Source organism: Mesorhizobium sp. WSM4813, assembly GCF_055811555.1.
Genome location: NZ_JBVVQU010000015.1, coordinates 60,697 through 80,208 on the forward strand (window position 1 = coordinate 60,697; position 19,512 = coordinate 80,208).

The window sequence follows — 19,512 nt, forward strand, 5'->3', positions numbered from 1 at the left end:
GTCAAAGGAGTGATTCGCGACGATGAACCGTTCCGAGCCGATCGTCCGGCGCAAGCTTTCCGACGAAGTATTTTTGAGGCTGAAGCGCCTGATCACCAGCGGCGAATTGCAGCCAGGCGACGACATGCCGTCGGAGCGCGAACTGATGGAGCGCTTCGAGGTCGGCAGGCCTGCGATCCGCGAAGCGATGCAGGCGTTGAGCAATATGGGTCTTGTTGCGATCTCGCACGGCGAGCGGGCGAAAGTGCTTCAGCTGACCGCCAAGTCGATCATCAAACAGGTCGACGGCGCGGCCAAGATCATCCTGTCGTCGTCGAAGGACACGCTGGAGCACCTCAAGAACGCGCGCATCTTCTTCGAGCGCGGTATGGTCAGGGAAGCCGCCGAAAAGGCCACCGCCGAAGACGTGCAGCGGTTGCGGGCAACCGTTGCCGAACAGCGGAGCTTTCGCGGCGATTCCGAGGCCTTCATATCCGCGGACATGAAGTTTCATACCCAGATCGCGGCAATATCCGGCAACCCGATTTATGTCGCGGTCAGCGAAGCGATGCTTGGCTGGCTGAAGGAATATCACACCGAGATGCTGATCTGGACCGGCAAGGAAAATTTCACGCTGACCGAACACGAAGAGATCATCGGGCGCATCGAGCAGAAGGATGCGGACGGCGCTGAGAAGGCGATGATCAAGCACCTCGAGCGCTCGCGCGCGCTCTATGTGATGAATTCCGGCAGCTGATTTCACCCGATCCGGGTGATCGCGTAGGGCGGCATCACAAGGTGTGGTCGGTCGAACCCGGAAACATCAACCGTCACTTCGCTCGCCGTCAGATTCGCCAGCCACATGACGGTCTGGCCCGCGGGAGAACGGCCGGCCAGCGTGAGCACCCGCGTCTCATCGCTAGTCCTCGCCGCTATGTGCCTGAAGCCGGCCAGTTCGCAAAGCCCCTTGATAGCCTCGAAAATCGGCCGGGGTTCACCTTCGCCGACGGGTTCCCCGCATGCCGCCAGCACGCCAAACGGTCCGGTGAAGCTGGACAGCGTGAGCATCTCCAGCCCGGCCGGCGCGACGCGCGCGGCATGGCCGATCGTCCATGCTGCCGCGAACATGCCGGCATGGCGAGGATCCCGGTCGGCCATGGCGATGCGCTGACCGTGCGGATTGGCCTTGGTCGTACCGCCATAGGGGTTCTGCCGCATGGCGATGGTCGACGGGCCGATCCGGTAGGGCTTTGGCCCGAAGATCGCCTGTACCGACGCGGTGATGAAAGGCAACGCCTCCAACGATTGCATGACGCTGAGATCGTCGGCGGCGTGCACGATCGGGCAGGTGCAGTGGGTGACAAAATCGAGCAGGCCGGCGGGAACGCGCTTGCGGTTGAGTTCGGTGAAATAGCTGAACATGCCGCCGCCGAGGCGGATGTCGGGGAAGGCGCGCCGCGCCGCAGCATAGACGTCTTCGAGCGGCGGGCATTCAGGCCATGCGCTGCCCGGCGGCGTTGATTGCCGGTCGACCGAAGGCGAAACGGCGATGGCCGAGAGCTTCAGCCCGGCCTGTCGCACCATATCGGCGGCGCCTGAAAGCTCCGCGTCGAGATCGCCAACGCAGGAAACAACGCATTCAAGCGTCGTCTTGGCCGGATAGGCTGCGGCGAGCCTGGCGTAGGACTGCAAGGCGTCGAGGCCGTGGCCGCGCGTCGGATCGTAGTGGAACATCAGCTGTTGCGGGCCAAGCGCGGACAGTGCTGGCAGGTTCGCAAGCGCCGTCCCGACCTCATCCGGGTAGATGATGACGCCGATATCCGGCAGCAGCGGTCCGGCTTCGCCGAACTCGACGCGGACAGGTTCGGCGGCTGCTGCGGCAGCCGGCGCCTTTCCGGCGCCGGTCACACGCAGACTGATCGTCTGGCGCACAGTCTTGCCGGCAGGCAGCACATAGGGCCATGGCAGCGCGAGCGGCCGGACATAGGTCTTGTAGGACGCGTCCGACCAGTTGCGCTGGTCCTCCATCTCGAACACGTCGCCTTCCATCCGGCATTCGGCCGTGACGCCGGGCCGGACTTCATGGGTGATCGCCCGCAGATCCTTGAAAGGCTGCCAGGGATCGATCAGCTCCGGAAGCTTTGTTTCCACCACGCTGCCATCGGTGTGTTCGACCGTAACCGGGCTGCCAGCCAGGCCGGCGATCGGATGCAGGATGCAGAAGCCGCAGCGATTGGTCTCGAAATCGCTATCGGGGAGGGCGCTCACGTCGAAAGCCAGCTGGCCGTTGGCGCAACCCTCGATCGTTGCACGAAAATCGAGCCGGCTTCCTCCCGGGCCGGCACAATTTGCCGAATAGCTGACGGAGAAAGTGTCGGCGCCCTGGTCGATGACTAGATCCATCAGCGTCGGCTCGTAAGTGCCCCAGTCGCGATCCCTGACGATATAGGCAATGGCGCGCAGCACTTCGATGCCGCCATGGCGGATCGTGCGCAGATTGCCGTTGACGAAGTCGGCGCTGAGAGCGCCGGCGCGCAGCCTGATCGGCTCGGCCTCGACGGCGCGTGTGCCATAGAGGAGAAAGGCGTCGGCGGTCATCTCAGCAAGGTGTCGAGCTGCACCGGCTCACGGCTCGCGGCCCCCGCATAGGCGGCCTCGACCAGCGCCAAAGTCTTGAGATTGTCGGCGCCCGAGGTTGCCGGCTCGGTTTTGCTCGCCAGGCAGTCGACCCAGTGCTTTTGGATGGCGACGACGCTTTCCTGGATGTTGTGCCACGGCCGCGATGCCCAGGGCAGCAGAGGCGGCGAGACGTCGCTGACCACCGTTCCGTTCCTGCCGGTGACGGTGAGGCGGTAATTCTGCTCGAGCCGGATCGTGCCGTCGCTGCCGTCGATCTCGACCAGCATCTGCGGAAACGGCTCAGTCGCGAGCTTGGTCGCATAGCTGCAATCGACCACAGACGTTGCGCCGCTCTTGTGGTCCATCAGCATGGTAGCGACGTCCTCGCCGGCAATGTTGGGATTAATGCGAGCGGTTCGTGTCGTGATCGTCGAAACGTCGCCCAGCAGAAAGCGGGCAATGTCAAGACTATGGATGCCGAGGTCCTCGATGATGAAGCGCTTTCCCGTCGCCAGATAGGGCTGGCCGGAAAACACGTCATATGCCGAGCGGAACGAGATGCGTCCGAAGAAGGGTGTGCCGATTTCGCCGCTGTCGAGCACCGCACGCACCGTCTGGATCGGCGACTGCCAGCGAAAATTCTCATGCACCATCAGCGGCACGCCGGCGTCACAGCAGGCCTTCACCATGGCCTTGGCGTCAGCAAGCGTCGGCGCGAACGGCTTTTGGCAGATTGCCGGAACGCGATGCCGCGCCGCCATCTCGACAAGCGGACGGTGGCTCGGTGCGGTGGTGGCGATATCGACGAAATCCAGTCTTTCGCCGGCAAAAAGTGCTGCCGCGTCGGTATAGCGCCGCGTGATGCCAAACTGGTCGCCGACCACTTTGAGCCGTTCCGTGTCGCGGTCGCAGATAGCGACGATCGACGCATCGGCGATGTCACGCCATGCGTGCATCTGGTTGACGGCAAAAAAGCCGCAGCCGATCAGCGCTCCTCGCAGTTCCGCCACGCTCAGCCCGCCTTTGCCATCTGCATCAGCGTCACGCGGCTCTGCAGCCGGCGCTGCGCCTGGTCGACGACGACGGCGACGATGATGACGAGGCCCTTGATCACCATCTGCCAGAACGAGCTTACGCCCATCATGACCAGCCCGTCGGAGAGAATGCCGATGACGAAGGCGCCGACGATGGTGCCGCCGATCGTGCCGCGGCCACCCGACATCGAGGTGCCGCCGAGCACCGCCGCTGCGATGGCGTTGAGCTCGAAGCTCTCGCCGGTCGCCGGATGCGAAGCCATCAGTTCGGACGAGATGATCAGGCCGACGATCGCCGCGCAGAAGCCGGAGAACATGTAGACGAACATCTTCACCATGTTGACCCTGACGCCCGAAATCCGCGCCGCCCGCTCGTTGCCGCCGACGGCGAAGATGTGGCGGCCGAGCGGGGTGTATTTGGCCAGATAGGCCGCCCCAAGTGCTACGACGACAAGTATCCATATCGAAACCGGCAGGCCGAGCAGCCGGCCGGCGCCGAGGAAGCCGAACCCAGTCGTACCCAGATCGGGCTTGCCGACAAGGTTCGGGAAGGTGCGGCCATCGGACGACAGCAGCGCCAGGCCGCGTGCGACATAGAGCACGCCGAGCGTGGCGATGAACGGCGCGACATTCAGCCTGGTGATCAGCAATCCATTGACGGCGCCGATCAGTATGCCGACCGCAAGTGTGATCAGGGCGATCTCGAAGACGTTGAAATAGATCGTGTAGCCGACCTGCAGGTCGATGCCGTTGAGCACGAGATAGCCGGCGACCATGCCGCACAGGCCGACGATCGAGCCGACCGACAGATCGATGCCTCCGGTGATGATGACGAAGGTCATGCCCATGGCCAGGAAGGCGTTCAGCGCCACGTGCTTCGACATCAGGATCAGGTTGGCGGCCGACAGGAAATTCGGCGCCGCGATCGAGAAGAAGATCAGGACGGCGATCAGCGCGATGAACGTCCTCGCCTTCATCAGCGTCAGCAGCACGGAGCCGCTCGACGCCGAGGCAACTGAAGCCTTGGCCGGGATATCAGTCATGGGCGTGGGTCTCCGTGTACGGGACCGGTCCGTGGCCAAGCGCCGATGCGGCGACAAGTGCCGCTTCCGTCGCCTCGGCGCGATCGAACATGCCGGTCAGTTTTCCATTGCTCATCACCGCGATCCGGTCCGACAGCGCCATCACCTCGTCGAGATCCGAGGTGGCGAACAGAATGCCCAGTCCGTCGCGGGAGAGTTTGCGCATGGTGCGGAAGACGTCAGCCTTGGCGCCGACGTCGATGCCGCGGCTGGGCTCATCCATCAGCAGCACCTTCGGTCCGGTGAGCAGCGCCTTGCCGATGACCACCTTCTGCTGGTTGCCGCCTGACAGCGACGAGACCTCCTGTGCCGGGTCGGCGACCTTGATCGCCAGTTCCCGCACCATCTGCGCCACGGCCTGGTTTTCCTTGACGCCGCGGATATGGAACAGACGGACAAACCGCGACAGGCTGGCCAGCGTCAGATTGCTGGCAACCGACAGGATCGATACCAGCCCTTCGCGCTGGCGGTCCTCGGGGATCAGCGCCAGCCCGCGCCGGATGCGTCGCGTCGTGTCGCGCTCCTTCACCTTCTTGCCGGCAATGAAAATCGTTCCGGTTGAGTGGCCGTGGCGTCCCATGATGCAGTCGAACAGCTCGCTGCGCCCGGCGCCCATCAGGCCGTAGATGCCGAGGATCTCGCCGGTGCGCAGCGACAGCGAGACATGATCGACCGCAAGCCCGCCGGTCACACTCGGCAGGCAGATGCCCTCGGCGCGGAATATCTCTTCGCCCGGAACATGGCCGTCGGCCTTGGCGAAGTCCTTGGCGTCAGAGCCGATCATCTGCCGCACGATCCATTGCGTGTCGACGTTTTTCATCTTCTCCTGGCCGGTGATGCGGCCGTCGCGCAGCACGGTGATGTAGTCGCCGATGCGGATCAGTTCCTCGAGACGATGCGAGATGTAGACGATCGCCACGCCGCGCTCCTTGAGGTCAGCAATCACCTTGAACAGGATTTCGACTTCCGCTGCACTCAGCGCCGAGGTCGGTTCGTCCATGATCAGGATGCGCGCATCGAGCGAAACCGCCTTGGCGATCTCGACCAGCTGCTGCTGGCCGATGCGCAGGTCCTCGACCAGCATCTCGGGCTGGATGTCGGCTTCCAGCCGCTGGAGGAATTCCGCCGCGCGGCGCTCCTGTTCTCTGCTGTCGATCTTGCCGAACCGGTTGGTGATCTCGCGCGTCGCAAAAATATTCTCAGCGACCGTCAGGTTGCCGAACAAGTTCAGCTCCTGAAACACCATGCCGATGCCGCGGTTCACCGCGTCCCCGGACGAGGAGAAGGAAACCTCTTCACCCTCCAGGAGAATGCGGCCGAGCGTCGGCTGTTCGACGCCGGCGATGATCTTCATCAGCGTCGATTTGCCGGCGCCGTTTTCGCCGACCAGCACGTTGACCGCGCCCTTTCGCACCTCGAAATTCGCGCGCTTGACCGCGACGGTGCCCGAATAGACCTTGGAGACGTCTTCCAGCTTCAGGATGACATCGTGATCGATGGTGGCAGTCATGGCTTGGGCCCGATCTCTGCCTCCGCCGGCGTCACCAGCGGCAGGTCCTGGCCGCTGCCCATGACATAGGCGCCGACAACCCTAACGCTCCGGCCCTCCAGCGCTTCGCGCGGCAGCTTGGAAAGCACCGTCTTGTCGGCATAGATGTTGAACGCCTTGCCGAACTGGGCGAAGTCGATCTGGTTGGTAAAATCGTTGAACTGGATGAAGTCGAGGCTGTCGCGCAGCGCGGTGCCACGCATCGCGGGTCCGATCTGCACCCGCGCATCCGCCTTGCCGTCACCGTTGGCATCTACATCCATGGTCGCCGCGCGTGACTGTGTATTCGCCGCAACAATCTTGCCTTCGAGGCGAACCGCAAAGGTCCACGGCGAATTCGCCTGCTTCTTCGGATTGCCATACTTGGCGCCGGCGGCGGCAGGATCGGCTTTCGCCAGGGCGTGAACCTCGGGAAATGGCCCGGCTTTCTGCTGGAGATAGGGCACCGCCTTGGCAGCCCAGATATCGCCGACCATTTTGTCCGCGTTGAAGGCCGGGGCATTGCCGCCGTTTTCCCCGGACGGTGTCGGCAGGATCTTGCAGGCGGTCAGGCTGATGCCGACGGTCACGGCAAGGATCGGCGCGGCAAGGCTCGGCCAAGTGAGCTTGTTCAACATGTCGGCTTGTTCGGCATGGCGGTCAGGGCACCCAGTAAATGGAAGCAAGGGACGAGCCGGAAGCTCGTCCCTTGCGATTGATGTCACGCCCGGCTCAGTTGGTCAGCGCGAAGGTTTCCAGCTTGGCGGCATTGTCGCCATTGATCAGGACGCAGTCCATCAGCTGCTTTTCCTCGGCTGGAGACTTCTTGTTCTTGATAAAATCGTTGGCCTGCTCGACTGCCATCTGCGCCTGCGCATAGGCCGGCTGCAGGACTGTGGCCTTGATGCCGCCTGAGGCGATCGAGTCGCGCACGTCATTCGACCCGTCGAAGCCGACGACGATGACGTCCTTGCGTCCGGCTGCGGCGAGCGCGGCATAGGCGCCCATCGCCATCGTGTCGTTGCCGGAGATCACGCCTTTGATATCAGGATTGGCCTGGAGGATCGATTCCATCTTGGAATAGGCTTCGGTCTGGCTCCAGTTGGCCGATTGCTGTGCCACCATCTTCAGGTCCGGATAGTCGTCGATTACGTCGTGATAGCCCTTCGAGCGAATGCCGGCATTAGTGTCGGATTCCTTGCCGACCAGCTCGACGAAATTGCCCTTCTCGCCCATCAGCTTGACGAACTCCTGCGCGCCGAGCTGGGCGCCCTGATAGTTGTTGGAAACGATCTGCGCGACGGCGACACCGGTGGCGTTGATCTCGCGGTCTATCAGGAAGGACGGAACGCCCGCGTCCTTGGCCTTCTGCACGGCGGCGACCGTGGCGTCGGCGCCGGCATTGTCGAGGATGATCGCCTTGGCGCCGCGGCCGATCGCGGTGTCGATCAGCTCCGACTGCTTGTTGGCGTCGTCGTCATGAACCAGGACCAGAGTCTCGTATCCGAGTTCCTTGGCCTTTGCTTCCGCGCCGACGGCTTCGGCCTTGAAGAACGGATTGTCGTGCGAGGGCGTGATGATGGCAATGAGATCCGCCGCATAGGCGGGTGCGGCGGTGCCAAGCGCCAGCATGCCGGCAAAAGCCGCAAGTGTCATTCTGCGAGTAAGTTTCATGATTTCCTCCCGTTTGAAAAAGCCCTGGTCGACTCAGGTCACTGTCTGCATTTCAATTCGTCGTGCGGCACAAGAGATCGCGGACCGCTTCAGTTTCAAAACCGTTTTGCCGGCTTCCTCTGAACGGATCGTCGCGCCCCAGTCCCCAGCCGTCCTCCGCTCGCCCAAGCCTCGAAAATTCCTTGCGAGGCCTGGTTGGCCCCGAGCTTACGAACAGCTAAGCCAACTGGTATGATGAGTCAATCACTAATTCAGATGATATGTGCCGGTTAGAGCTTCGAGGGACTGCGTGGACCACACCCAAACGGCTTTCGGCGATTCGCCTCAGGTGATGCGTTGGATGCTCGCTGCGATCTCTTCCGGCTCGAAGACCCGCTTCCAGTCGTCACGCATCAAGACCGGCTTGCCGAACTCGATGGCCTTGTTGCAGGCGTCGGAGAACACACCCTTGGTTTCACCGAAGATGACGGCGCCGAGCACGTTCATGTGGCCAAGCAGGAAGTCTAGTGCCGCCTGCTGGTCGACCCCGCGCGCGACGACCTCGTCGACAGCTTCCTTCATGACGACGAGCAGCGAGGCGCAGACGGTCTCCGAAAGGCCTGGTTCGAGCAACGCCATCTGGTCGACCGTGACGCGATGCGACCGCATGACCGGAGCCCAGATGATCTTGGCGATTGCTTCGCCTTTGGCGAAATCTTCCTCCGGCCCCTGCATCAGGGCGCTGACCATATGCTGCTTGGCCTTGACGCCGCCGAAATAGTCCTTCTTGGCCGCCATATCGGTCTCATCGTTGAAGATCGGCGGATGGCAGGGATGGGTGACGAAATAGGTCAGGTCCGGCCGCTTGGGCAAATGGCCGGCGAAAGGTGCTGCGGCATCCAGCACGATGACCATCGCGCCGGATGCAAGCTTGCCCTCGATGCTGGCCGCCACCTTGCCGATATGGGTGTCGGGAACCGCCAGGATTACCACTTCGGCACCATTCAAGGCTTCCTCGGCGCTGACCGCGCCAATGCCCAACCCCGTCTTTAGCCGCTCGCGGCCGACGTCGCTGACCTCGACATGGCGTACCGTGTAGGGAGAGCCGCGAAAATTGGTCGACAGGCGGTAACCCATTTTCCCGCCGGCACCAAACAGCGCAATCGTTGTCATCTAGCCGTTACTCCCTGATCTCCAACGAGGCTCTGCCGATCGTCATCCTAGTAGGTGGTATAATCACCCTACCAAGTTTTGGCAACTGGATAGGAATCGGATGCGGCCCGCTTCGTCAGTGCCGTAGGTTGTTAGACGATCGCGTCGCTTTAACTTGTCCGCGTGCCGGCGAGGCGAGCACCAAGATGCCACGCAGAATCGGCCGCCATCAAAATGCCGGCTGTCAGAGATGAGCTACTCTGGATGAGACGCAGCCGCGCCTTGCTACGGATAAGGACAGCTGGACTCTTTTCGCTGATGCCGCTTTCGAAAGTCAATGAAGCCGGATCATCAGCGTCCGGGAAACATTGCCTTCAAGCCTTCGCGCGACGCCTTGGCGACGCCTCGTTCCGTTATCAATCCGGTGACCAGCCGTGCGGGCGTCACGTCGAAGGCCGGGTTCGCCGCGGGCGTCGTTTCCGGCGAGATGCGGACCTGCGCGATCTCGCCATTCGCGGTCTTGCCCCAGACCAGCGAGACCTCATCGCTGGAACGCTGTTCAATCGGGATTTCGGCCAGCCCGTCACCCACCGTCCAGTCAATGGTCGGCGAGGGCAGCGCGACATAGAACGGCACGTCGTTGTCGGCCGCGGCCAGCGCCTTCAAATAGGTGCCGATCTTGTTGCAGACATCGCCGTCGGCGGTGGTGCGGTCCGTCCCGACGATGACCATGTCGATCTGGCCGCGCTGCATCAGATGGCCGCCGGCATTGTCGACGATCAGCGTATGCGGCACGCCGTGGCCGGCCATCTCCCATGCGGTCAGCTGAGCGCCCTGGTTGCGCGGTCGGGTTTCGTCGACATAGACGTGAACGGGAATGCCCGCTTCCGTTGCCAGATAGATCGGCGCCGTGGCGGTGCCGTAGTCGACGGTGGCCAGCCAGCCGGCGTTGCAGTGGGTCAGGATGTTGACTGGCTCGCCCGGCCGCTTGCGTGCGGCGATTTCCTTGATGATTTCAAGCCCATTGACGCCGATGGCGCGGTTGAGGCCGACATCCTCGTCGGCGATTTCTCCGGCGCGCCGGTAAGCAGCCTCGGCGCGCTGTCCAGATGGAAGCGGCCGCAGGAAACCTCGCATCTCGTCGAGCGCCCAGCGCAGATTGATCGCGGTCGGGCGCGTTTCGTGCAAGGTCTCCCAGACACCGTCGAGTGCTGCATCCGAAGGGTCGTCGGCCATTTGCATGGCGACGCCATAGGCTGATGTGACGCCGATCAGTGGCGCGCCGCGCACCCACATATCACGGATCGCCGTTGCGATACCGGCAACGGTGCCGACTTTTTCCACGCGGAAATTATGCGGCAGCCAGCGCTGGTCGATGATCTCCACCGAACGCCCGTCGTCGCTCAGCCAGATGGTGCGATAGTGGCGGTCGCCGACGTTCAAATCCTGTTCTCCTGCTCGATCAGCGCGGCCAGCGTGTTGACCTCGTCGATGCTGTGAATCTTGCGCCGGTTGACGGCGATCTGACGGCCGAATTTCAGCGCCTTCGCCTCACATGTGGCGCGCAGATCCTCGTCGGCAATGGTCTCGAAATCAGCGTTGTGCGCGAGGCCCAGAATACGCCGGTGCACCTCGACGCCGGCAAAGCCCAGCATGTCTGTCCAGAGCTGATGCAGCATGTGGCCGAGCGCCTGTTCGGCACCAAGCCTGTCGCCCTGATCTTCGAACAGGCTCTTCTGGTAGAGCATGCCCGTGCGCTCGGTCCGCCACAGATGCGAGAACTCGGTGCGGAACACCGACCATGTCTCGACCGTGACGTCGAGCAGATAGGCGCGCATGGCGTCGCGTTTTCCGTTCTGCTCATGGCCGCGCTGCGAAAAGAACGCCATCCAGAAATTGGCCAGCAGCATGCCGACGTCGAAGGCGATCGGGCCGTAGAAGGCGAATTCGGGATCGATCATCCGCGTTTCTGTGTCGGTGACCATGATCGAGCCGGAATGCAGGTCGCCGTGCAGCAGCGTCTCCGCATTGGCCGCAAAAATGTGCTTCAGCCGCTGCGCCTCGACCTTGAGATCGCGGTCCGCGCGCAATTCTGCAACGATGCTGTCGAGCTGCGGGCTCGTATGCCGGTTCATCTTGGCGTCGAAATAGGGATCGGAGAACACCAGATTCTCCGTGATGTCGCAGAGATCGACGTTGTCGGCGAACAGCGCCAGATCGGCCTTACGATCCTTGGTCGCCATATGCAGGTCGGAGCCGCGAAACAGGGTGCGGGCCATGAACAGGCCGATGTCTCTCGCGATGTTGGGCATTTGCCGGCCCTGGATCAGCGCCCGCCGCAGGATGATATGCGGCGACAGATATTCCATGATGATCAGTGCCTGGCCTTCGTCGAAGTGATAGATCGCAGGCACCGAACCGGGCGCTCTCGCTTCTTGCCGCGTCAGCGCGTGATACTCGAAGAAGGATCGCTTCAACGGCAGCGGCCAGCTGTCGCCGACCAGGCGAACATAGGGCAGGGCCTGCTTGACGACGGCAGCACCCGTGGCGCCCTCGACGATGAAGACCAGGTTCAGATTGCCGTCGCCGACCTCGCGAACCTTCCAGCGGCTCGTGTCCTTGCCGATGTGCGAGCACAGCGCCTCGTTGGCGCCGAGGCGTGAAGCCAATGTTTCGACCGACAGTGCTTCGAACGGCAATTTCCCAGTCATCCTCACCTCCCGCTTACGCGCTCTCATCATAGTGGAGCCATCACGGTTGGTCCAAGCTAGGAAGCCCTCTGGCAATTGTCAATCGTGTTGACAATTGCCGGAACAGTCCCTAGCGTCATGGTCAGGGAGGAACGAATGGGCAATGATGCCGTGTTCCGCGTGGACGGGCTGAGGAAGTCCTTCGGCCGGATCGAGGTGCTTGGCGGCGTCTCGCTCGATTTGCATGCCGGCGAAGTAACCGTGCTGATGGGCGCCAACGGCGCCGGCAAATCCACCCTGGTCAAAATCATCAGCGGCGTCTACGAGCGCGGCGGCGGCACGATGAGCCTGGCCGGCCAGGACTTCGCGCCAAAAACGCCGGCGGAGGCGATCCGCGCCGGCGTCGTCACCGTTCATCAGAACATCAACGACGGTGTCGTCGCCGATCTCGATGTCGCCACCAATTTGACGCTCGACAGGCTGAGCGGCAGTGGCGCGCCGACCCTGTTCAATCCGGGCCGGGTGCGTCGCGAGGCAAAAGCAGTTGCCGACCGCATGGGGCTGATGATCGACTTGAAGGCCCGGATCAGCGATCTGTCGCTGGCCGACCGCCAGATGGTGGCGATTGCCCGCGCCATGGCGCACCAGCCGAAAGTGCTGATCCTCGATGAGCCGACCTCCTCTCTGTCGAGCGCCGAGGCCGACCGGCTGTTCGCACTGCTCGACAGGCTTCGCGAGCACGGCGTCGCAATCCTCTACATCTCGCACCGCATGTCCGACATCAGGCGGCTTGCCGACCGTATCGTCTCGATGCGCGATGGGGTCATCTCAGGTGTCTTCGACCGTAAGCCACTCGATTATGAAGGTGCGGTCAACGCCATGCTCGGCCGCAAGATCCACCTCGACCGGATCGTCGCCAGGAATTCGGCCAAGCCTGTCCTGATAATCGACGGGTTACGGATTGCAGAAGGTTCCAGGCCGATCTCGCTGACGCTCGGCGACGGCGAGGTCGTCGCCATCACCGGCCTCGTCGGCGTCGGCAAGACCGCGCTCGCCGAGACGCTGTTCGGCGTACGCAAGCCGCTCTCCGGCACCATGGTGCTGAACGGGAAACCCTATGCACCGGGATCGACGGGCGAGGCGATCACCGCCGGCGTGTTTCTCGTCGCCAAGGATCGGAGCGAAAACGGGATCGTCGGCGACTTCAACATTCAGGAAAATATCAGTCTGCCGTTCCACAAGCGGATGTCGCGTCTCGGCGTCCTCAAGCGCGGCATCGAGCGCACCACCGCCCGCCAGCAGATTCGGGAACTGGGCATCGTCTGCCGCTCGGAGAAGGACGACATGTCAGCCCTTTCCGGCGGCAACCAGCAGAAGGTGATGGTCGCCCGCTGGATGTCGCAGGCCGCAAAACTGTTCGTCCTGGACGAGCCTTTTCAGGGCGTCGACATTTCGGCCAGGCGCGATATCGCGGCCAAGCTGCGGGCGAGCGCGAACGGCCGTGCGACGCTGCTGTTCGTCACTGAACTCGACGAGGCGCTGGAGACCGCCGATCGCATCCTGGTGATATCGGAGCAGACGATCGTCGGCGAACATCGCAACGCCGACATCGACCTTGAGCGTCTGCTGGCCGAAGTGGCGGGCGGGCCGTTGCACAGCGCAGCGTGAGGGCGGACAGGTAATGGGACGTGGAATGGAGAGGGCATGAGTTCGGGTTGGGTAAGGATGGCAGCCGCGCGCGACCATGCCATCCGCTATGGCTTCATCGTTCTGCTGTTCGGGTTGATCGCCTATTTCGCCATCGCCGCCGATGGCTTCGTCTCGCCGCAAAGCGCCGTCTTCATCTTTCAGTCGGTCGCCATCACCGGCGTGCTGGCGCTTGGCGTCACTGCTACCCTGGTCGTCGGCGGCTTCGACCTGTCGATCGGCTCGGTCGCCACCAGTGCCATGATGGCAGCCGCCTATGTCATGGTGGTGCTGGAGCAGAACGCCGTCGTCGCGGTTATCGCCTGTCTCTTGATCGGCGCCATTGTCGGCCTCATCAATGGCTGGCTGATCGTCTATATGCGCGTGCCGGACCTTCTGGCGACCCTCGGCATGATGTTCCTGCTCGTCGGCCTGCAGCGCATTCCGACAGAGGGCCGCTCGATCGCCACCGGCATGACGATGCCCGATGGCTCGGTCGCCAACGGCACGTTCGGCGCCGCCTTCCTGGCGCTTGGCCGCCACCGCTTCGATTTCTTCATCCCCAACCTCATCCCGGTTTCGGTGGTCGTCCTGCTCGTGCTTGCGGTGCTGATCTGGTTTTTTCTCGAATACACCCGTTTTGGCCGCATGATGTATGCGGTCGGCAGCAACGAACGGGCTGCCGAACTCGCCGGCGCGCCTGCCTACGTTATTTCAGGGGTTTTTGCCTCGATCGGCGGCATTTTGCTCGCTGCCCGGCTTGGACGCGGCGACATCGCCTCGGGTAATAATCTCCTGCTCGACGCTGTCGCCGCGGCGCTCATCGGCTACGCGGTCCTCGGGGCCGCCAAGCCGAACGCCTTCGGCACGGCCGTCGGTGCGGTGTTTGTCGGCGTGCTGCTGCAGGGCCTGACGATGATGAACGCGCCCTACTACACGCAGGATTTCATCAAGGGCGTGGTTCTTGTAGTTGCCCTTGTCTTCACCTTCGCCCTTTCCGGCAGGGGCAAGAGGTAGGATTTCGACAGATAGGATTTTCGGTCGGCTGAAATTTGAGTTCAACAAGTGGAGGAGACAACATGAAGATCACGAGAAGACGTTTGGGGAAGGCAGCACTCGGGCTCGCCGGCGCCACGCTGCTGATGCAGCTCCCGGCGATGGCGCAGGACAAGCCGGCGCCGTTCGACAAACCCGGTGCCGTCAAGATCGCGCTGGTCCGCTATCTCTCGACCGGTGACTTCTTCCAGGCCTATCTGTCCGGTGTCGAAGCGCAGGCCAAGGCGCTTGGCGTCGATCTGCGCGTCCTCGACAGCCGTCAGGATGCCGCCCTTCAGGCAGACATGGTCGACCAGGCCATTGCGCTCGGCGTCCAGGGCATCATCATCCAGCACGGCTTAACGGAATCGATGAAGGAAGCCGCCCAGCGCGCGGTCGACGCCGGCATCAAGGTCGTAGCCTTCGACGTCAATGTCGAAAACCCCAAAATCCCGCAGATCGAACAGTCCGACCGCGACCTTGCACGCCTCGCGCTCGAACAGGCGATCAAGGACAATGGCGAGAGCTGGAAGGCCGGCTATGTCTACGTAGCCGGCATCGCGCCGCTCGACCGCCGCAACGAGACCTGGGTCGAGTTCAAGAAGAAATATGCGGGCATCAACGAGGCTGCGATGTTCGGCACGCTCGACAATCCGATCGCCAATTCCGTCGCCAACCAGGCCCGCTCGGTGCTGTCGGCCAACCCCGATATCAAGGTGATGTTCGCGCCCTATGATGAATTCGCCAAGGGCGTTAAGATCGCCGTCGACGAGGCCGGTCTGTCCCAGGACATCAAGATCTATTCGGCCGACATCTCGACCTCCGACATCGCTGCGATGCGCGAGCCCGACAGCGCTTGGGCGGCAACCGCCGCCACCAATCCCGCCGTCGTCGGTCAGGTTTCGGTGCGCGCGCTGGCGCAGCTTTTGGCCGGCGAAGACCCCGGCCACAATGTCATCGTGCCGCCGACGCTGATCACCCAGAAGGACCTCCTCGACAAGGACATCAAGAACATGGAAGACCTCTCGGCCAAGCTGCCGCAGTTCGCCCATGCCGATGTCGCGATGCCGGCCTGGATGCCGAACCCGAACGCCAAATAGCTTTTTTTGATGGCAGAAAAGAGCGGCTTTCGAGCCGCTCTTTTCGCGTCTGGGCTGTTCTTGAGCCTACCTCAAAGCCGCCGCGATGTTGCCGCCGTCCACCGTCGTCACATCGGCGGTGGTCCGCTCGGCCAACGCCTGATGCAGGAAGGCCTGGGCCACGTCTTCGGCCGTCACCTCCTGGCCGAGCAGGTTGCCCGCCATATATTCCTTTTCCGACACCCCGCGCGCGCCCGAGCGGCTGGCGATCATGGCGTCGGTCAAAAGCCCTGAGCGGATGCGGTCGGCGTTGACGGCATTCGAGCGGATGCCATAGGCGCCGTAGTCGAGGGCATACTGCCTGGACAGGAACAGCGTTGCCGCCTTCGGTATGCCGTAGGCGCCAAACTTCGGACCCGGATTGATTGCCTGCTTGGAGGTGTTGAACAGGAGCACGCCGCCGGTGCCCTGTTCGAGCATGATGCGCACCGCATTCTGTGCCGCCGACTGGTGGGCGAAGAAATTGAGCTCGAAGCTCTTGCGCAAGGTGGCGTCGTCGAGCTCGCCGATCCTGCCCTCCCAGGCCGCACCGGCATTCGAGACGAGAATGTCGAGGCCGCCGAAGACGGCGACCGCCTTGTCGAACGCAGCGCGCATCTGCTCTGGATCGGTGATGTCGGCGCCGATGCCGATCGAACTGTTGCCGGCTTTCTTCGCCGCTTCCGTCGCCCTTGACGCGTCGAGATCGACGACGACAGCATGGGCGCCATTATCGGCAAACAGCTTTGCGGTGGCGGCACCAATCGCGCCGGCGCCGCCGGTGACCAGCACAACCTGGCCGGTCAGCGGCTTCGGCTTATTCGAGGCGAGCTTGGCCTGTTCCAGCGACCAGTATTCGAGCGGGAACAGGTCGGCTTTGGACAGCGGGCGGAAATTGCCGACCGCCTCGGCGCCGCGCACCGCCTCGATCCACATTTCGCCGACGTCGGAGGCGATCTTCGCATCCTTGAGCGTACGGCCATGGCCGAACATGCCGAGGCCGGGCACCAGCGTCAGGCGCGGCATCTGGTCGAGCATCGTGCGCTTCACATCGTCGAGCGCGTCGTTGGTTTCGAAGTAGGCGCGATAGTCCTTGGCGAATTTCTCGACATGTTGACGGATGACGGATTTGTAGTCGCCGATCTTGTCGGCGTCGGGCGCCGGCAGCGCCATCGGTCCGGTCTTGATGCGGATCGACAGGTCGGGCGTCGACACGCCGCGCCCGGCATAGTCGGCAATCCTGGCCGAATTGATGAAATCGACGATCGCCTCTGACGTGCGGAAATCGCTGATCATGCGATCGAAGCGGCCTTCGCCGCGCGCCACCGCCACCGCACCGCGCAGCATCGGCGCGATATCCGCAGGTTTCGCCAGCCTGGCCGGCAAGGCCGCTTTTTCGGCGCGCGGCTTGCCGTGGCTGGCGATGAAATCCTCGGCGACGTTCACATAATGGATCATTCGGTCGTAGGCCTGCTTGGCATCGTCGCCGAAAGTGAAAATGCCATGCTTGTCGAGGATCAGGCCTTCGACCGTCGGGTCGGCATCGAAGACATCGGCCGCCGCCTTCGCCAGGTCGAAGCCCGGCATGATATAAGGCACGAACCCCATCTTATTGCCGAAGACCTTCTTGCTCAGCGCCTCGCTGTCGTCCTGGTCGACAATGGCCAGAACGGCGGTCGAATGCGTATGGTCGACGAATTTATGCGGCAGGAAAGCGTGCAGCAGCGTCTCGACCGAAGGATTCGGCGAAGACGGGTCAATGAGGTTCACCCGCTGCAGGGCGACCATATCCTCGTCGGAGAGTTTTTTGAGCGAGCGCGCCTTGAGCAGCGCGCCGAGCTTGACCGCCGGCAGGCCCTGCGGCTCGATGACGCCCATGTCCCAGCCGCTGCCCTTGACGCAGAGCACGTCCCATTCGTCGCCGACAAGATCGGTGGCCTTCGTCTTGCACGATGTGTTCCCGCCGCCATGCAGGACAAGCCGCGGTTCGCCGCCCAGAAGCCTGGTCGTATAGACGCGCAGCGCCAGGTCGCGGGCAACGCCCTTGTTTGCATAGTCGGCAACGATTTTCTCCGCGTCGCCATCATTCCACAGGTTCTTCATGTTCGCTTCGTCCGATTTCTCTTGTTTGTGAACAGGAATGCCGCGACGCCTTGATGACAATGCGCCCGCGGCGGCGTTTGCGTATCTAGGCGACCTTTTCCGCTACCGGTCCGGCATGGTCGAGCAGCCGTCGCGCCATCCGTGCGCCGACCACCAGATGCGTGCACAGCCCACCTGCGATCGCCGCCACCAGCGGTGCGAACTTGCTGTCCTCCTGCACCACCACCAGGCGCTTTTCAATCTTGCGCAGCGATGACAGCTCCGCCGAAATGATCCGCCGGTTGTAGCTGCAGTCGAGCGCCTTGCCTTGCGCGTCGATGATCTGCCCGGCGATCACGCCGGCAGCTCCGGCGCGGCGCAGCACATCCATTTCGCTCGCAGTCAGCGCGCCGCATTTGACGACATGGCTGTCGGCGTCGACGGTGCCGACCGAGTAAAGCGCCAGATTGCACGCACTGATGCCCGACAACTGCTCGCGGATCACCGGCTCGGCGCGCAGGCCGCGCGCCAGTTCCTCCGTCGTCAGCACCAGCGGCGCATAGAAGTTGAGCCCCTTGGCGTTGAGCCGGCGCGCGATTTCCATGGTGCATTGGTCGGGCCGGTAGGAATAGGGGGCTCCGAGATTGCCGCAGAGCTGCACCACCGTGACATCCTGCAGATCGGCATAGGACATGATGTCGGCGATCGTATAGATGGTCCGGCCCCAAGCGACGCCGATGCGGTCGCCCTTCTTGATCAGTTCGAGAAAGACGCTGGCCGCCAGCACCGCGATGTCGGTAGACGCATCGGCGACATGGCCGTTTTCCGGCGCGATCCAGACGGCATCGAGCTTGAATGCGTCTTCAAGCTTGCGCGCCATGACATCGTCGGTGAAAAGCTGGGTCGAGGTCGAGATGTTGACGATGCCGGTCTCGCGCGCCTTGCGCAGATACATGGCGACCGAGGCCCGGGAAATCTTGAGCTGGCTGGCCACCTGGTCCTGACGCAGGCCGTGGGCATAGTAGAGCCAGGCGGCCTTGTGAATAAGCTGTTCTGCCGGTCGGATCGCCATGCCATCTCCTCGCTGACATTATTCATGGCTCTCGACAAAAGTCAAATTGAGTAAGGACGTTGGTCGCTTTTTCACGTTGACGAAGCAGGTCGGGAATTCCGTTCATATACCAATGTCAGTAATTGCGCATTCATTGTTATTACAGTACCATTTTTACCAAACAGGAGGTTTGAGAATGAACGTATCACTGGGAGACCGCTGGGAGACCTTTGTATCCAACATTGTGAAGCGTGGCCGCTACGGCTCTGCCAGCGAAGTCGTGCGCGAGGGCCTGCGCCTAGTCGAGGAACGCGAGGAAAAGCTGAAGGCGCTGCGTGCCATGCTGGACAAATCGTTTGCCGACGGCGGCGAAGCGACCGAGCAGGATATTGACGCGGCCATGGAAACCAAGGCTGAGCAACTCGCAAAGGAAGGCTTCTAGGAGTGCCAAGGCTGCGCATGCTGCCGTCGGTGCAGACAGATTTGGTCAATATCTTTGAATACGTCACTCGCGAAAGCGGCAGCTTGGTGCTTGGCCGGCGATTTGTGGATGCTCTGCGCCAGAAATGCCGTGATCTGGCGAGCTTGCAGGCAACGATCGGTCGTGCTCGTCCCGATCTCCGGCGGGACATCCGGAGTTTCGCTTTCCGGGGATGCATCATTTTCTCCCGCTATCACGGCGATTGCTTCGAGGTGGCGAACATCATCGAAGGGCATCGCGACTTCAATGCTTTATGGTCAGAAGGTGAAGGCGGGCAGGGGCGCCAGGAGTAGCTGAGGCGGCCTAGCTCGTCAGCGTCCCG

Annotated in this window: 17 protein-coding genes; 6 read left to right on the forward strand and 11 right to left on the reverse strand. The window is 62.6% G+C overall.

Translation table 11 applies throughout. The features are described from left to right. Window positions 1-22 precede the first annotated feature (22 nt). Window positions 23-736, forward strand: coding sequence for a transcriptional regulator NanR (locus tag AC0L25_RS11040; protein ID WP_258119417.1), 714 nt, complete (start codon window positions 23-25; stop codon window positions 734-736). A gap of 2 nt (window positions 737-738) precedes the next feature. On the opposite strand, the gene apnL is transcribed toward AC0L25_RS11040, so the two are convergent. The 9 genes from apnL to mtnK form a co-directional block, all read right to left on the reverse strand. After that, a complete protein-coding gene (apnL, locus tag AC0L25_RS11045) occupies window positions 739-2,577 on the reverse strand; it encodes a D-apionate lactonase (protein WP_473595512.1) in 1,839 nt (612 codons plus the stop codon). Beyond that, window positions 2,574-3,608: a Gfo/Idh/MocA family protein gene (locus AC0L25_RS11050; RefSeq protein ID WP_473595513.1), complete on the reverse strand. Its 1,035-nt coding sequence runs from the start codon at window positions 3,606-3,608 to the stop codon at window positions 2,574-2,576. The genes apnL and AC0L25_RS11050 overlap by 4 nt, the downstream gene beginning before the upstream one ends. 2 nt (window positions 3,609-3,610) lie before the next feature. Then, complete coding sequence (locus tag AC0L25_RS11055) at window positions 3,611-4,675, reverse strand: ABC transporter permease (RefSeq protein ID WP_292508348.1); 1,065 nt, start codon at window positions 4,673-4,675, stop codon at window positions 3,611-3,613. Beyond that, complete coding sequence (locus tag AC0L25_RS11060) at window positions 4,668-6,224, reverse strand: sugar ABC transporter ATP-binding protein (RefSeq protein ID WP_473595514.1); 1,557 nt, start codon at window positions 6,222-6,224, stop codon at window positions 4,668-4,670. Before AC0L25_RS11060 ends, AC0L25_RS11055 begins: the two co-directional genes overlap by 8 nt. Further along, a complete protein-coding gene (locus AC0L25_RS11065; protein WP_473595515.1) occupies window positions 6,221-6,880 on the reverse strand; it encodes a DUF2291 family protein in 660 nt (219 codons plus the stop codon). The genes AC0L25_RS11060 and AC0L25_RS11065 overlap by 4 nt, the downstream gene beginning before the upstream one ends. Before the next feature lie 94 nt (window positions 6,881-6,974). Next, complete coding sequence (locus tag AC0L25_RS11070) at window positions 6,975-7,916, reverse strand: D-ribose ABC transporter substrate-binding protein (protein WP_127316071.1); 942 nt, start codon at window positions 7,914-7,916, stop codon at window positions 6,975-6,977. Window positions 7,917-8,240: 324 nt separating this feature from the next. Continuing rightward, window positions 8,241-9,068 carry a phosphogluconate dehydrogenase C-terminal domain-containing protein gene (locus AC0L25_RS11075; protein WP_473595516.1) on the reverse strand — a complete coding sequence of 276 codons (828 nt, stop codon included), beginning with the start codon at window positions 9,066-9,068 and terminating at the stop codon, window positions 8,241-8,243. 330 nt (window positions 9,069-9,398) lie between these two features. After that, window positions 9,399-10,490, reverse strand: coding sequence for an S-methyl-5-thioribose-1-phosphate isomerase (gene mtnA, locus AC0L25_RS11080; protein ID WP_473595517.1), 1,092 nt, complete (start codon window positions 10,488-10,490; stop codon window positions 9,399-9,401). Continuing rightward, window positions 10,487-11,758: an S-methyl-5-thioribose kinase gene (gene mtnK / locus AC0L25_RS11085; RefSeq protein WP_473595518.1), complete on the reverse strand. Its 1,272-nt coding sequence runs from the start codon at window positions 11,756-11,758 to the stop codon at window positions 10,487-10,489. Before mtnK ends, mtnA begins: the two co-directional genes overlap by 4 nt. A 135-nt stretch (window positions 11,759-11,893) precedes the next feature. Between mtnK and AC0L25_RS11090 the strand changes: the two genes are divergently transcribed. From AC0L25_RS11090 to AC0L25_RS11100, 3 genes are all read left to right on the forward strand, one after another. Beyond that, complete coding sequence (locus AC0L25_RS11090; RefSeq protein ID WP_473595519.1) at window positions 11,894-13,405, forward strand: sugar ABC transporter ATP-binding protein; 1,512 nt, start codon at window positions 11,894-11,896, stop codon at window positions 13,403-13,405. A gap of 36 nt (window positions 13,406-13,441) precedes the next feature. After that, the gene (locus AC0L25_RS11095) at window positions 13,442-14,440 is read left to right on the forward strand and encodes an ABC transporter permease (protein ID WP_473595520.1); all 999 of its coding nucleotides are present in this window, start codon (window positions 13,442-13,444) and stop codon (window positions 14,438-14,440) included. Window positions 14,441-14,502: 62 nt separating this feature from the next. Next, window positions 14,503-15,558: a substrate-binding domain-containing protein gene (locus AC0L25_RS11100; protein WP_473595521.1), complete on the forward strand. Its 1,056-nt coding sequence runs from the start codon at window positions 14,503-14,505 to the stop codon at window positions 15,556-15,558. 66 nt (window positions 15,559-15,624) lie between these two features. Here AC0L25_RS11100 and AC0L25_RS11105 read toward each other — a convergent pair whose 3' ends face one another. Next, entirely contained in the window at window positions 15,625-17,679 is a 2,055-nt protein-coding gene (locus AC0L25_RS11105; protein ID WP_473595522.1) for a bifunctional aldolase/short-chain dehydrogenase, read from the reverse strand. An 85-nt stretch (window positions 17,680-17,764) separates the two neighbouring features. Next, on the reverse strand, window positions 17,765-18,730 hold the full coding sequence (locus AC0L25_RS11110) for a sugar-binding transcriptional regulator (protein WP_473595523.1): 966 nt from the start codon (window positions 18,728-18,730) through the stop codon (window positions 17,765-17,767). Between the two features lie 175 nt (window positions 18,731-18,905). Here AC0L25_RS11110 and AC0L25_RS11115 point away from each other — a divergent pair, with 175 nt between their 5' ends. Next, a complete protein-coding gene (locus AC0L25_RS11115) occupies window positions 18,906-19,151 on the forward strand; it encodes a type II toxin-antitoxin system ParD family antitoxin (protein ID WP_473595524.1) in 246 nt (81 codons plus the stop codon). A gap of 2 nt (window positions 19,152-19,153) precedes the next feature. Further along, window positions 19,154-19,483 (forward strand): type II toxin-antitoxin system RelE/ParE family toxin, encoded by a 330-nt coding sequence (locus tag AC0L25_RS11120; RefSeq protein ID WP_473595525.1) that lies wholly within the window; start codon window positions 19,154-19,156, stop codon window positions 19,481-19,483. Window positions 19,484-19,512: the final 29 nt, after the last annotated feature.